Annotated in this window: 15 protein-coding genes and 3 tRNA genes; 12 read left to right on the top strand and 6 right to left on the bottom strand. The window is 72.2% G+C overall.

The window, feature by feature from the left end:
• Positions 1–65: 65 nt before the first annotated feature.
• The 7 genes from K4S16_RS06940 to K4S16_RS06910 all read left to right on the top strand — a co-directional run bounded on the left by K4S16_RS06940 (position 66) and on the right by K4S16_RS06910 (position 4,873).
• Positions 66–1,688 (top strand): cellulose binding domain-containing protein, encoded by a 1,623-nt coding sequence (locus tag K4S16_RS06940; protein WP_149257878.1) that lies wholly within the window; start codon positions 66–68, stop codon positions 1,686–1,688.
• 57 nt (positions 1,689–1,745) lie between these two features.
• Entirely contained in the window at positions 1,746–2,513 is a 768-nt protein-coding gene (locus tag K4S16_RS06935) for a fumarylacetoacetate hydrolase family protein (RefSeq protein ID WP_149257877.1), read from the top strand.
• Between the two features lie 9 nt (positions 2,514–2,522).
• The gene (locus K4S16_RS06930) at positions 2,523–3,158 is read left to right on the top strand and encodes a DUF2461 domain-containing protein (RefSeq protein WP_149257876.1); all 636 of its coding nucleotides are present in this window, start codon (positions 2,523–2,525) and stop codon (positions 3,156–3,158) included.
• 101 nt (positions 3,159–3,259) lie between these two features.
• Positions 3,260–3,331, top strand: a tRNA-Gln gene (locus K4S16_RS06925).
• Between the two features lie 23 nt (positions 3,332–3,354).
• A tRNA-Glu gene (locus K4S16_RS06920) sits at positions 3,355–3,427 on the top strand.
• Positions 3,428–3,951: 524 nt separating this feature from the next.
• Positions 3,952–4,027 (top strand) — tRNA-Glu (locus K4S16_RS06915).
• Positions 4,028–4,174: 147 nt separating this feature from the next.
• Positions 4,175–4,873 carry a phosphatase PAP2 family protein gene (locus tag K4S16_RS06910; protein ID WP_149257875.1) on the top strand — a complete coding sequence of 233 codons (699 nt, stop codon included), beginning with the start codon at positions 4,175–4,177 and terminating at the stop codon, positions 4,871–4,873.
• On the opposite strand, the gene K4S16_RS06905 is transcribed toward K4S16_RS06910, so the two are convergent.
• Positions 4,776–5,504, bottom strand: a complete 729-nt coding sequence (locus tag K4S16_RS06905) for a TioE family transcriptional regulator (protein ID WP_200841737.1) — start codon at positions 5,502–5,504, stop codon at positions 4,776–4,778. The genes K4S16_RS06910 and K4S16_RS06905 overlap by 98 nt on opposite strands.
• A 90-nt stretch (positions 5,505–5,594) precedes the next feature.
• Between K4S16_RS06905 and K4S16_RS06900 the strand changes: the two genes are divergently transcribed.
• The 3 genes from K4S16_RS06900 to K4S16_RS06890 all read left to right on the top strand — a co-directional run bounded on the left by K4S16_RS06900 (position 5,595) and on the right by K4S16_RS06890 (position 7,733).
• The gene (locus K4S16_RS06900) at positions 5,595–6,734 is read left to right on the top strand and encodes an erythromycin esterase family protein (RefSeq protein WP_149257873.1); all 1,140 of its coding nucleotides are present in this window, start codon (positions 5,595–5,597) and stop codon (positions 6,732–6,734) included.
• A gap of 152 nt (positions 6,735–6,886) precedes the next feature.
• Positions 6,887–7,387: a MerR family transcriptional regulator gene (locus K4S16_RS06895; protein ID WP_149257872.1), complete on the top strand. Its 501-nt coding sequence runs from the start codon at positions 6,887–6,889 to the stop codon at positions 7,385–7,387.
• 13 nt (positions 7,388–7,400) lie between these two features.
• Entirely contained in the window at positions 7,401–7,733 is a 333-nt protein-coding gene (locus K4S16_RS06890; protein WP_149257871.1) for a YnfA family protein, read from the top strand.
• Positions 7,734–7,735: 2 nt separating this feature from the next.
• On the opposite strand, the gene K4S16_RS06885 is transcribed toward K4S16_RS06890, so the two are convergent.
• From K4S16_RS06885 to K4S16_RS06875, 3 genes are read right to left on the bottom strand one after another with little or no spacing between them, the layout of a single operon-like run.
• On the bottom strand, positions 7,736–8,536 hold the full coding sequence (locus K4S16_RS06885; protein ID WP_149257870.1) for a MerR family transcriptional regulator: 801 nt from the start codon (positions 8,534–8,536) through the stop codon (positions 7,736–7,738).
• Positions 8,533–9,021, bottom strand: coding sequence for a VOC family protein (locus K4S16_RS06880; RefSeq protein WP_149257869.1), 489 nt, complete (start codon positions 9,019–9,021; stop codon positions 8,533–8,535). Before K4S16_RS06880 ends, K4S16_RS06885 begins: the two co-directional genes overlap by 4 nt.
• Before the next feature lie 33 nt (positions 9,022–9,054).
• Positions 9,055–9,549, bottom strand: a complete 495-nt coding sequence (locus K4S16_RS06875) for a cupin domain-containing protein (protein ID WP_149257868.1) — start codon at positions 9,547–9,549, stop codon at positions 9,055–9,057.
• 58 nt (positions 9,550–9,607) lie between these two features.
• Between K4S16_RS06875 and K4S16_RS06870 the strand changes: the two genes are divergently transcribed.
• The gene (locus K4S16_RS06870) at positions 9,608–10,312 is read left to right on the top strand and encodes a TetR/AcrR family transcriptional regulator (protein WP_149257867.1); all 705 of its coding nucleotides are present in this window, start codon (positions 9,608–9,610) and stop codon (positions 10,310–10,312) included.
• Positions 10,313–10,427: 115 nt separating this feature from the next.
• On the opposite strand, the gene K4S16_RS06865 is transcribed toward K4S16_RS06870, so the two are convergent.
• Positions 10,428–10,895, bottom strand: a complete 468-nt coding sequence (locus tag K4S16_RS06865; protein ID WP_200841702.1) for a RidA family protein — start codon at positions 10,893–10,895, stop codon at positions 10,428–10,430.
• Entirely contained in the window at positions 10,892–11,593 is a 702-nt protein-coding gene (locus K4S16_RS06860) for an NADPH-dependent F420 reductase (protein ID WP_149257865.1), read from the bottom strand. The genes K4S16_RS06865 and K4S16_RS06860 overlap by 4 nt, the downstream gene beginning before the upstream one ends.
• Before the next feature lie 195 nt (positions 11,594–11,788).
• On the opposite strand from K4S16_RS06860, the gene K4S16_RS06855 reads away from it, so the two are divergent.
• Positions 11,789–12,109 (top strand): helix-turn-helix transcriptional regulator, encoded by a 321-nt coding sequence (locus K4S16_RS06855; RefSeq protein WP_149257864.1) that lies wholly within the window; start codon positions 11,789–11,791, stop codon positions 12,107–12,109.
• Positions 12,110–12,593: the final 484 nt, after the last annotated feature.

The following is a 12,593-nucleotide window of genomic DNA, read 5'->3' as shown; positions in this document are numbered from 1 at the left end:
GTGAACCTATCCGCCATGCTCGTCGTCGGACTCCATGAGGTCGACGACAGCGGAAGGTGGACGAGTTGAGCGGCGAGGAGCCCGGGTACGTGCCCCCGGACCACAAGACCACCGCCGAGTTCCGCGTCCCCGGGAAGGGCGCGGCGCCCGAGGACCCGGCCGGGCCGGGCACGGCGGCCGATGCGACCGCCGTGGACGAGCCGGTGGACACCCTCTTCGACGCGGGCGCCACGTCCCAGGACGCCACTCGGATGGACGGCGTGACGTTCCAGGACCTTCCCGCCGGCGCCGCCGACGACCCGGAGGACGATCCCGAAGACGACCCCGAGACGACGTACCAGGACGGCCCTGCCGACGACCTGGCCGACGACCCGGAGGACGGACCGGCGGCGTTCGGGGACGGCCCGCCCGTCATCACCTTCCAGAAGCCGCCGCCCCCGGACGCCGAGGACGAGGCGCCCGCGACCGTGGTCGAGGCGCCCGCGACCGTGGTCGAGGCGTCGGTCACCGCCACCGACATCCCCATGAAGCAGCCCGCCGAGCCCGCATCGTCCGTCCCGCCCCAGCCGGAGCCGGTGGCCTTCGAGCACGGCGCGATCCCGGCGCCGGTGTACGCCCAGGCGCCCGTTCCCCTTCAGGCGCCCGTGCCCCAGCAGGAGCGCACTCCCGAGCGGGCGCCCCTCTCCGAGCCGGAGCCCCCTCAGCAGGTGCCCGCCTCGGAGCAGGCGCCGCCCGCGGAGGTTGCGGCACAGGCCGCCGCGCCGGTGCCGCCGCCGGCGGTCCCCGAGGCGCCGTGGACGGAGCAGTTCGCCGCCGAGGCAGAGGCGGCGACCCCGGCGGAGGGCGGGCCGGCGTTCGCCTACGCGATGCCCGCGACACCGCCTCCCGCCCAGGGCGCACCGCCTCCTCCCCATCAGGGCACGCCGCCCCCTCACCAGGGCGCGATGCCTCCGGCCCAGGGCACGATGCCGCCGAACGAGTCCACCGTCCCGCCGGTGCCGCCCGCGGTCGCCTCGCCGTCCGGCGGGCTTCCCGGAGGGCCGCGTCCGTCCCGCTCGGGACGGCCGATGATCCTCATCGGGCTGGTCGCCGCGGTGGTGGTCCTGGTCCTGGCCGGCGTCGCGGTGCTGATGCTCGGCGGCGGCTCCGACACGAAGGGGAAGGACGGCAGGCAGGCGTCTCCGGCCGCGAGCACGCCCGGGACGGAGGGCGGTGGCGCGGGGCCCGCGTCCCCCGGCGCCCCCTCGCCCGGCGGCGCGCCCGCGACGCCCCCGCAGTCCGGAGGCCCGTCCGCCCAGCCGCCCGGAGGTCAGCAGCCGGGCGGGCAGCAGCCCGGCACGCCGCCTCCGGCGACCACCGCCCCGGTCGGGCCGCTGGTGCAGGGCAAGGGCGTCACGTACCAGCTCGTCCAGCAGGACGAGGGGTACTTCGAGGGCAAGTTGGTCATCACGAACCGCACCAAGAAGCCCATGAAGGCCTGGAAGCTGACGTTCAAGGCCCCGGGCGCGGACGTGAAGAACATCTGGGGCGCGCGGCTCGTGCACGGCGGCTCCACCGTCGAGATCAGGAACCTGGACGGCGCCCCCGCGATCCCGCCCGGCGAGACGTGGGACATCCAGTACGGCGCGGCCGGAACGGCGTCCACCCCGAAGTCCTGCCAGCTGAACGGCAGGGCATGCGGCTTCTGACCGGCGCGGCGGTCCGGACGGCCTGCTTGATCGGAGCGGCGTACTAGGCTCTTGACCATGCGTATCGCAAGGTTCTCCACCGACGAGGGCATGTCCTTCGGCGTGGTGGAGGAGAACACCGTCGCCGTCATCGCGGCCCACCCGTTCGGCGAGCTGACCTTCACCGGGCAGCGCCTCCCGCTCGCCGACGTCCGGCTGCTCGCGCCGATCCTGCCCAGCAAGATCATCGCGATCGGGAAGAACTACGCCGACCACGTCCGCGAGATGGGCGGGGACGAGCCGCCCGCCGAGCCGGTGCTGTTCTCCAAGCCGTCCACCGCCGTGATCGGCCCGGGGGAGGCGATCGCCTACCCGCAGAAGCTGTCCGAGCGCGTCGACCACGAGGGCGAGCTCGCCGTCGTCATCGGCCGGATGTGCCGCGAGGTCCCGGCGTCCCGCGCCGCCGAGGTCATCCTCGGCTACACCTGCGCCAACGACGTCACCGCCCGCGACCTCCAGGCCAAGGACGGGCAGTGGACGCGGGCCAAGGGCTTCGACACGTTCTGCCCGATCGGCCCGTGGATCGAGACCGAGGTCGACCCCGCCGACCTCGCGATCTCCACGACCGTCAACGGCGAGGTCCGGCAGGAGGCCCGCACGTCCCTGCTGCTGCACGACATCCCCACGCTGGTCGAGTACGTCAGCCAGGTCATGACGCTGCTGCCCGGCGACGTCATCCTGACCGGCACCCCCGCCGGCGTCGGCCCGCTGGAGATCGGGGACGAGGTCACCGTCACCGTCGAGAACATCGGCAGCCTCACCAACCGCGTCATCGCCCGCGACTGAGGAGCGCTGGTGTTCACCGGCTTCAGCGACGAGGCCTTCGCCTTCTACGAGGGCCTGCAGGCCGACAACAGCAAGACCTACTGGACGTCCCACAAGGACGCCTACGAGCGCCACGTGCGCGAACCCCTGACCGAGCTGTGCGCCGAACTCGAAGACGAGTTCGGCGCGGTCAAGCTCTTCCGCCCCTACCGCGACGTCCGGTTCAGCAAGGACAAGTCGCCCTACAAGACGCACCAGGGCGGCCACACCAGCGAGGGCTTCTACATCCAGGTCGACGCGGACGGCCTCATGGTCGCGGGCGGCATGTACGCCCCCACCCCCGACCAGCTCCGCCGCTACCGCGAAGCCGTCGCCTCCGACACGTACGGCGCCGAACTGCAGGCCGTCGTGGACGCCCTCCGCGCCGCGGGCATGGAGATCGCCGGCGACCGCCTCAAGACCCGCCCGCGCGGGACGGACCCCGACCACCCCCGGCTGGACCTCCTGCGCCACCGCTCCCTCTATGCCCGCGAGGGCTGGCCCGCCGACCCGTGGATGTCCGAGCCCGACGAGGTCCTGGCCCGGGTCCGCGCCTCCTGGCGGCGCCTCCGGCCCCTCGTCGCCTGGGGCCGCGAGCACATCGGGCCGCCCGACTTCACCCGCTGACCCACCGGCCGGCCAATCGTTTTGGCCCTACTCCCGCTGTCCTGTATTCTCATCGAGGCGCGAGCGACCAGCCGGAAACGGCTCGGGAGCCCGTACCTCACTGGGGTATGGTGTAATCGGCAGCACGAGTGATTCTGGTTCACTTAGTCTAGGTTCGAGTCCTGGTACCCCAGCTGCGTCCGCCCAGGCGGACCACGCCCCCGTCGTCTAGTGGCCTAGGACGCCGCCCTCTCAAGGCGGTAACGGCGGTTCGAATCCGCTCGGGGGTACGTGGCGGGTCTCCCTGCTCGGTGGGCCTTCGGCCCACCTTCGCCGGGGCCCGCAGTGTCTTCCCAGGGGGCGACCCCCTGGAACCCCCGAGGCGGGCTTCCCTGCTCGGTGGGCCTTCGGCCCACCTTCGCCGGGGCCCGCAGTGTCTTCCCAGGGGGCGACCCCCTGGAACCCCCGATGTTCGGGCTTCGCCCTCACTTTCGCTGGGGCGTACGCGTAGAGCGTTTTTCTTGTGCGACGTCCAAGAGGGTTTTCTGCGCCTTCCTGCGGTTTCTTCTGGCCGGGCGGCCGAATTCGTGTCTTCGACGATGTGAGTTGTTGCGTCTGTGGGGCGCTGAGAAGGCGTTCTCGGCGGAACTCGTCTCCGCCCACCTCGTCGGCCACGCAGGCGGAAGTCATGGGGGCGTCCGCAACGGTGTCGGGGTCCTCATGGGGATTCGGGGGAAACCGGTTCGAGGTGGGGGTCGGGGTCCGGTAAGCTGGGCGAGGCCCGCGCGGGAGATCGCGTAAGGGTCATGGTCCTGCCCCCGTCGTCTAGTGGCCTAGGACGCCGCCCTCTCAAGGCGGTAACGGCGGTTCGAATCCGCTCGGGGGTACCAGCACTTCTTTCGGACGCGGTTCTGGGCGTCTTCTTCCTCTTTCTGTGTGCTCGGTGACGAGCTCGTCTCGTGCTGCACGGGTGGGGAGCATGTGATCCTGACGTCCTGATGAGGTGGTTCCGGCTCGCGCCGGGGAATGCTCCCGCCGTGAGGTGGGGGTCCAGGAGCTGGTACGCGCTGCTGGTGGCGGTCATGGTGGCCGTCACGGTGGACGTCCTGCTGGACGGTCCGCTCCGCCGCCTCGACTGGATCGTCCACGAGTGGAGCGACGCGCACATCCGGGGCTTGCGGCTCACGGCGGTGGACGTCTTCGCATGGCTCGGTCAGCGCGGCTACCTGGCCCGGGTCATCGTCCCGCTCGCGATCATCGCCGCGATCCGGCGGCGTTCTCTGCGGTACCCGCTGGTGAGCGTGCTGATCGTGGGTGTCCTCTCGGGGCTGCAGCTGCTGCTGAAGGCGGCGATCCCCCGGACGTTCCCGATCAGCGGAACCGATGTGCTGTTCGTCCGCGGCGACGCCTACCCGTCCGGCCACACGCTCAACGGGTTCGTGCTCATCTGGGTCATCCTCGAACTGGCGGTCGTCGCCTTTCCCCGGTGCGCCGCGGCACTGCCGCCGCGCCGCCGCCGCGACGTCGCGGTGGTGACGGGAACGATCACGGCGGTGGCCCTCACCGTGGTCGACAAGCACTGGCTCACCGACTGCCTGTTCAGCCTCGCCCTCGGGCCCGTCCTGCTGCAGGCTCTGATCACCCTGGATCCCTTCGCCCCCTGGCGCGGTCGAGCACGTCCAGGTAATGGCTCACCTGAGCCGACGCGTCGAGCATCGCGCGACCCCGCGCGGTGAGCCTGCGGCGCCAGTCGTCCAGGGCCTCGGCCAGGGGTTCGGTGCCGCCCGCCGTCCGGACCTGCCGGACCACGGTCGCGATGTGCTCCAGCGGGTAGCCGCCGCGCCTGAGGAGGTGGGCGAGCTCCGCGTCGCGGACGTCGCTCGCCTGGAAGACCCGGTAACCGGTGGACGGATCGCGCGCCGGCGCGAGGATGCCGGCGCCTTCCCAGTTGCGCAGGGTCGCGGGGGTGACGCCGAGCCGGTGGGCGAGTTCGCCGATGGTCCGGGGACCGGGGACGGCCGAGCGGTCCGGGACGGGGCCGGGCTCCTCCAGCAGGTGGTTCACCGCGCTCCTCACCGCGGCGAGGGTCTCCCGGTCGCGGAGCACCTGGTCGTGGCCGCGGTCGACGACCAGCAGGGCGTCGTCGAGGTCGCCGTCGTTGACCGCGTTCATGATCCGGCCGCCGGCCGCGTGCCCGAACGCCGGGACGAGCGCGAGGAAGGCGCGCAGGGCGGCCGCGTGCACCTCGGTGTAGATCCGGTAGCCGCTGGGCGTGCGCTCCGCGGGCGGGAGGAACCCGTCGCGCTCGTAGTTGCGCACCGCCTGCGGCGAGATGCCGTGCTCCCGCGCGAGGTCGGACGGCCGCAGGGTGATCACCGCTTTGAGGGTTCTCCGGGAGTTCTCCCGGTCATGGGCAGGAAAGTATCAACCGTTTTTTCAACGATACGATTTCACCACATGAGTCAGGACATGCGCGACTTCGCGCCCCCGTCATGCGACCTGCTGGCGTTCGGCGAGCCGACGCACCTCGAACCGGCCTTCGGCCGCGTCCGCAACGAACTGCTCCCGCGGCTGGCCGACCACGGCTTCCGGTCGGTCGCCATGGAGACCGACCGGGTGGCCGCCCTCGCCGTCGACGACTTCGTCCGGGACGGGAAGGGAAGCCTCGACGCCGTGATGAGCGGCGGCTTCTCGCACGGCTTCGGAGACCTGGACGCCAACCGGCGGCTGGTCGCCTGGATGCGGGAGTACAACGAGGACCGTCCTCCGCACGAGCGCCTGGCCTTCCACGGCTTCGACGCTCCGATGGAGACCATCAGCGCCCCCAGCCCCCGCGCCTACCTCGAACACGCCCGCGACTACATGGGCCTCGACCTCGACATCGCGGCCCTCACCGGCGACGACCACCGGTGGAGCCGCTCGGAGGCGGTCATGGACCCGGCCATGTCGATCGGCGCGACGGCCGAGGCGGAGAAGCTGCGGACGATCGCAGACGACATGCTCACCGCCCTGTACGAGCGGGCCCCGAAACTGATCGCGGGGACGTCGCGCACCGAGTGGATCCGGGCCCGGATCCGCCTCACCGCCGGGCTCGGCCTGCTGCGCTACCACAAGCGGGCGGCGCAGCGGATCGCGCAGGACGCACGCATCTCGCGCCTGGGCGCCACCCGGGACGCGCTCATGGCCCAGAACCTCCTGGACATCAGGGACGAGGAGGCCCGCCGCGGCCCGACCCTCGTCTTCGCGCACAACGCCCACCTGCAGCGGAACCCGGGCCGCCTGCGCATGTGGGAGATGGACCTCACCTGGTTCGGCGCCGGCGCCATCATCGCGTCGCTGCTGGACGAGCGGTACGTCTTCGTCGCGGGCAGCCTGGGCCGCAGTGAAACGATCAAGCTGGCGGAGCCCGAGCCGGGCACCTTCGAGGGCGTCCTGCAGAGCCGCGTCACCACCTGGGACCTCACGCCGGCCGCCGCGGTCCCGTCCGCCCGCGTCCGCACCGACACCACCCCCGCCCAGGGCTACTTCCCGCTCGACCAGGCGATCCTCGACACGGCCGACGCGGTCCTGCACATCAGCGACGGCGCCACCGTCTGAGTCCGCGATCCGCCGGACGTCCCGATGGGCCCATCCCGTCGCGCCCTTCTCATCTGCGGCGGGATGCGCTCGGCGGCCTCCGGGGTTGCATCCGGTAGCGGGGTACAGCCTTACCGTCGGGTCGTGGCCTCCGCCGGGGACGAGGAGCAGGGATGACCGAGGTGCCGATCAGGAGCACGCCGTCGCCGGACGTCGCGAGCACCGGGTACGAGGGCCTGCGCTCCGGCCAGGTCGCGGCGGCGGCAGGGGTGAACCCGCAGACGCTGCGCTACTACGAGCGGCGGGGGCTGCTGGCCGAGCCCGCCCGGACGCTGGGCGGGCACCGGCTCTACCCGGTCGAGGCCGTCACGGTGCTGCGGGTGATCAAGACGGCGCAGCGGCTCGGGTTCACCCTGGACGAGGTCGCCGGGCTGCTGGAGGCCGCACGGCACCGGCACGGCCGGCGCGACGCCGGGCTGGCCGTGCGGGCCCGCGCGAAACTGGCGGAGGTGGAGCGGCGCATCGCCGACCTGGAGGTCATCCGGTCCACGCTCCGCGAGGCCCTCGACGCCGGCTGCGACGACCTGATCGCCTGCGCGGGGGAGCCGTGCTGCCCCCTGCCGTTCGCCGAACTCGCGGACCCCGGCAACGCGCCGGAGCGTTCGGACGCATGAGTACGGTTCCGATATGACGATCGCGCGGTCCCTGGTCCTGTTCGTCCTTGCCGCGGTGGCGGAGATCGGCGGCGCCTGGATGATCTGGCAGGGCGTGCGGGAGCACCGGGGCGGCTGGTGGATCGGCGCGGGGCTCGTCGCCCTCGGCCTGTACGGGTTCGTCGCGACCTTCCAGCCCGACGCGCACTTCGGCCGCGTCCTGGCCGCCTACGGGGGCGTGTTCGTCGCCGGCTCCCTGGCCTGGGGCATGGTCATGGACGGTTTCCGCCCCGACCGCTGGGACGCCGCCGGGGCCGCCGTCTGCGTCCTCGGCGTCCTGATCATCATGTACGCCCCGCGCGGCTGAGGTCACTCCCACGTCGCGGACTCCGGGTCCACACCGCGGGCCCGCGCGTTCGCGAAGATCACCTCGCGCAGCCAGGCGCCCAGACCGGGTGCGGACGCGTCGTAGTGCTCGGCGAAGCGGGGATCGGCGCCGAACGACCGGCCGATGCAGACCTGCATCGAGTGCGTGCAGTCGAAATACCGCGAGATCAGGGCGCGGTGCCGTTCCGCGAGGACGTTCGCCTCGGCGGACCCGGGTTCGGCGCCGGCCCCCATCGCCGCGGCGAGGTCGGCCTCCAGCACGGCCGTCTCCGCCGCGACCTCCTTCCAGTCGGCGGGTGTCATCCCGGCCGCCCGCTCGGCGTACTGCGCCCACTGCGCGCTGCCGCCCCAGCGCTCCCCGGCCTCCTCGACCAGGGCGGGCCGCCAGTCGTCACCGAAGATCGCGATCTGCTCCTCCGGCGGCAGCGGCATCCCGGTGTCCAGCGCCTCCATCAGGCGGTCGACCGACGACGCCATCGCCTGCAGGCGGGAGATGCGCTCCGCGAGCTGCGCCCGCTGGCGGCGCAGATGGTCGCGCGCGTCCGTGCCCGGGTCGTCGAGCAGCCGGCCGATCTCGGCGAGCGGCAGCCCCAGCTCCCGGTAGACGAGGACCCGGTGCATCCGGGCGACGTCCTCGCCCGAATACACCCGGTACCCGGCCGCCGTGCGCCCGCTCGGACGCACGAGGCCGACCGCGTCCCAGTGGTGCAGCGTCTTCACGGTCACCCCGACGAGCGCGGCGGCCCGCCCGACGGTGAGGTCCTCGGGGACGTCGATCCTCAAGCGCGCGGCACCTCGATTCCCCCCGCCCGCAGGTAGTCGGCCTGCGGGCCGTCCGGATCGATCGGCATGGCGGCCGTCATCACGACCCGCGCGTTCTCCGGCGTGCTGATCGTCAGCTCCCTGGAGTTCCACGGCATGTCCGCGGGGCCGCTGGTGCACCCCGGCACCAGCTCCTCGCACCGAGCGATGATCTCATCGAGCTGGCCCAGGACGCACGCGAAGCTGACGCTCATCGGGCCCTCTCCGCCCTCTTCCCCCGGGACGAGGAGGACGTCCTGGAACGCCCAGCGCCGCAGATGGACCACCTGATCCGGGATGGAGAACAGGTCGATGAACCCGAGCCCCCGGATCCAGAAGTCCTTCGAGGCCGCGAAGTCCCGCGTGGGCACGCGGACGAACATCGGCATGCCGTAGATCTCCCGGCAGATGTCGGCCGGTGCCGCGTCGTACGCAGGCAGGGGGACGGGGCTGACGTATTCGCTCATGCCCCGATCCTCAAGCCTCCCGCGACGTCAGGGTCAACCCGCACCGGCCGCCGGTGGAGGGCCGAGGATCTCGATGCGGTGGCGTGCGGCGGCATGGCCGAGCGCCGCGGGGTCGACCGGCTCGGGTTCGGGGAGCCGGCGCTCGCGGGCCGGGACGCCGACCTCCGCGGCGAACTCCTCGAAGCCGGACGGTGTGGTGATCTGCAGACAGCGCAGGGGCTCGCCGGAGCCGACGACGAACGTGTGGGGCAGTCCGACCGGCAGGAGGACGAAGTCCCCCGGGCCGGCGGTGAACTCCTCCCCGTCGCACATGAAGCGGGCGGTCCCGGAAAGGACGTGGAACATCTCGTCCTCCTCCAGGTGCCGGTGCAGCGGCGGAGCGAAGCCGGCCGGCTGGAGGAACTCCGCGACGGTGAGCCGGCCCCGGGTCTGCGCGCCCGCGGCCTTGACGGTGACGAGGTTGCCGAGGAACCACAGCGCCTGCCCTTCGGCGCTCCCGAGGACGTAGGGACGGACGACGGACGCCATGGCCGCCTCCAATTTGAAGAGACAACGTCTATTGAATAATACGCTAGTATGCCTCGTGATGGGCGTCAACGACGGCACGGCGGCCCGCGGGCGGCGCCGGTACGACTCGCCGCTGCGTGATCAGCGGGCCAGGCAGACCCGGCAGGCGATCGTCGCGGCGGCGGGGCGGCTCTTCGTCGACCGCGGTTACGCGGCCGCGTCCCTCGCCGACATCGCCAGGGAGGCCGCGGTGGCGCGACCGACCGCCTTCGCCGCGTTCGGTTCCAAGGCCGCGCTGCTGCGCGAGGTGGTGGACCAGGCGCTGGCGGGCGACGACGAGCCCGTGCCGGTCGCCGAGCGCCCCTGGTTCCGTCCGGTGATGGAAGGGCCGACGCCGGTCGCGGTCCTGACCGCCTACGCCGAGGTCTGCCGCATCATCGGCGCGCGCGCCGCGGAGATCTTCGAGGTGGTGCGCCGGGCCGCGGACGAAGGCCCCGAGCCGGCCGGCCTGTGGGAGACGATGCAGCGCAACCGGCGCGCCGGGGCCGCCATGGTGATCGACCGCATCGAGGCGGTCGGCCCCGGGCGACTCCGCCTCGATCGTGAGCGCGCCGTGGACGTCGTGTGGATGTTCAACGATCCGTCCCACTACCGCTCCCTGGTCCGGACGCGGGGCTGGAGCGAGCAGGAGTACACCGCCTGGACAGCCGACCAGATGCACCATGCCCTCGGCCTCGACGCCCCCGGCCCGCCGCCCGGCCCAAGCGGACCGTCCGCGAATTGACCCGGATGGCCGCTGTGGGGCGGGCGGGGCAGAGGCCGGTCCCCAGGTGGGAGACCGGCCTCTTCGTGCCCGGACAGCGGAGCCGCTTCGCCCGCGCGTCCATGGCTACGGGACGTCAGGACGGTGCGGTGCCCAGCGCCAGCACGACTTCGAGTTCCAGCGGCATCCCGGCGGGCAGCGCCGTCGAGCCGAAGACGAGCCGGCTGTGGCGGGTGGGGGCGAAGGCGGTGTCGAAGACCTCCGACGCCCCGTCCGCCACGGCCGCGTGGTGGCGGAACCCGGGGTCGCAGGCGATGTGCACCGCGAGCCGCACCACGCGCGTCACCGAGTCCAGGCCCGTTTCGGCGTCGGCCACGGCGAGGGCGTTGAGGGCCGCCACCCGGGCGGCCTCGCGGCCGGCCGCCGTGTCGAGCTCCTGTCCGAGGTGTCCCGACATGACGGGCTCTCCGTCGCGCAGCGGCAGCATCCCGCTGAGGAACAGCAGGCCGGAGGCCGCCACGGCGGGGACGTATCGTCCGAGCGGACTGGGCGGTTCGGGAAGGCGCAGTCCGGCCGCCCGCAGGCGCTCGGCCACGGCGCTCACTCGGCGCCGCCCCCGGCTCGGGCGATCAGCGCACCGACGGTGTCGTCCGCCTGGCCGGGCCGCCATGGCCGCCCGAGCAGCGTGTAGTTCATCCGGGGGAAGAAGCCGAGGCGGGTGCCCAGCTCACCGCTGAGCAGCGTCATCCGCTCGACGGTGCGGGCGTTGCTCAGCCGGCCCGCGTCGACGTAGCGGAACGGCGTCCCCTCGCCGAGCGCGATGACCTGCTTCTTGGCGTCCTCGTCGTCGGAGACGACGTAGACGTCGCTGGCGAGTCCGTCGAAGTCCGGCGCGTCGAAGACCTCCCACCACACGTTCTTGAAGGCGCCGACGACGCGGGTGCCGGGCAGCGTCGCGGCGATCTGCTCGGCGCCGCTGGTGTCCCAGGGGGTGATGAAGTCGCTGTAGTCGGCGTTGAACGGGTTGGTGATGTCGATGAGGATCTTGTCCGCGAGCGCCGCGCGCAGGGGTTCCAGCCGGGTCAGCAGGCCGTCGCGCAGGAAGATGGCGGGCAGGACGACGGGCGCCTCCAAGGCCTGGTCGTAGTCGCCGCCGGTGAGGCCCGGGAGGGCGAGGCCCCCGGCGATGCGCCGGGCGCGGGCGGTGTCGCGGGATCCGAGCACGACCTGGTGGCCCGCGCGGGCGTACATCGCCGCCAGCCTCGTCCCCATGCGCCCGGTGCCCAGAATTCCGATCTTCATCGGCGTGCTCCCTGCTGTCGATGGCCGCCGGTCCGGGGCCGGACCGCGGTGCGGTGCGTGCGCCACCCCGCAGGAGGGCGCCCGGAGGAAGTTACATCGTCATATAGCTAAATTCAAATATGACTCTGCGTGTGGCCGCCGAGGTGTCGTCCCGCGCGGGCCGGCGCCCCCTGGGGCTGCGGCTACCCTGGCCTCATGAGCGACGTGGTGCAGGGGATCGAGGTGGATGTGCTGCGTGCCCTCTCCAACCGCGCACGGCTGGAGATCCTCCAGTGGCTCAGGGACCCCGCCGCGAACTTCGGCCACCAGGCGGTCGGCGACTTCGACGTCGAAGGGGTGTGCGTGTCGACCATCCAGGAGCGGGCGGGCATGTCGCAACCGACCGTCTCGGCGCACCTGAAGATCCTGCATCAGGCCGGCCTCGTCACCCGGCAGAAGATGGGCGCCTGGCACTTCTACAAGCGGGACGAGGGCGCCATCCGCCGGTTCGCCGAGACCCTGGTCACCAGTCTCTAGCCCGCCCGGTGCGGCCCGGGTGCTCGTCTCGGCCGGTGCCGGGCATGCGAGAGGGGCGGCCCCCCCGACCGCCCCTCCGCGTCCTCGAAAACCCCCCTGGCTCGGCGGGGCATTCCCAGTCCCCGTGAGCGAGTGAACAACATGCTAGTGGAATAGGCGTTGCCGAAGAACTGGAATTGAGGATTCGGCCGTGCGCGGAGGGGAGTCGACCGGCTTCGCCCCGTCTGGCATCGCCGCCCCACTTGCCCAGTGTGCCGGAGAGGTCCCATCTGCACAGGCGACGGAGGCGGGAATCATTGACGATCAACGCTTCGCCGGTGGGGTATTTATGCGGGAATCCTCTCCTGACCTTGGGTGTTACCTGGCATTATGTGCCGTTGTAAGGCCGCGCCGGCGGGGTTGTCCGAGGCCATTGCCGGGCGGTGATTCGCGCTAGAGGGTGATGGCACTTTTGTCGTGAATGCCGGATTAAATAATGCGCTTC

Origin of the sequence: Actinomadura sp. K4S16 (genome assembly GCF_008327685.1) — a bacterium.
Classification (GTDB): domain Bacteria; phylum Actinomycetota; class Actinomycetes; order Streptosporangiales; family Streptosporangiaceae; genus Spirillospora.
This window is presented reverse-complemented; position numbering and strand designations above follow the sequence as displayed.

Bases quoted from the DNA above. Each gene is read 5' to 3' on its own strand.
- K4S16_RS06935 (WP_149257877.1), top strand. From the start codon at position 1,746: ATGCGTATCGCAAGGTTCTCCACCGACGAGGGCATGTCCTTCGGCGTG.
- K4S16_RS06900 (WP_149257873.1), top strand. From the start codon at position 5,595: ATGAGTCAGGACATGCGCGACTTCGCGCCCCCGTCATGCGACCTGCTG.
- K4S16_RS06895 (WP_149257872.1), top strand. From the start codon at position 6,887: ATGACCGAGGTGCCGATCAGGAGCACGCCGTCGCCGGACGTCGCGAGC.
- K4S16_RS06890 (WP_149257871.1), top strand. From the start codon at position 7,401: ATGACGATCGCGCGGTCCCTGGTCCTGTTCGTCCTTGCCGCGGTGGCG.
- K4S16_RS06880 (WP_149257869.1), bottom strand. From the start codon at position 9,021: ATGAGCGAATACGTCAGCCCCGTCCCCCTGCCTGCGTACGACGCGGCA.
- K4S16_RS06875 (WP_149257868.1), bottom strand. From the start codon at position 9,549: ATGGCGTCCGTCGTCCGTCCCTACGTCCTCGGGAGCGCCGAAGGGCAG.
- K4S16_RS06870 (WP_149257867.1), top strand. From the start codon at position 9,608: ATGGGCGTCAACGACGGCACGGCGGCCCGCGGGCGGCGCCGGTACGAC.
- K4S16_RS06860 (WP_149257865.1), bottom strand. From the start codon at position 11,593: ATGAAGATCGGAATTCTGGGCACCGGGCGCATGGGGACGAGGCTGGCG.
- K4S16_RS06855 (WP_149257864.1), top strand. From the start codon at position 11,789: ATGAGCGACGTGGTGCAGGGGATCGAGGTGGATGTGCTGCGTGCCCTC.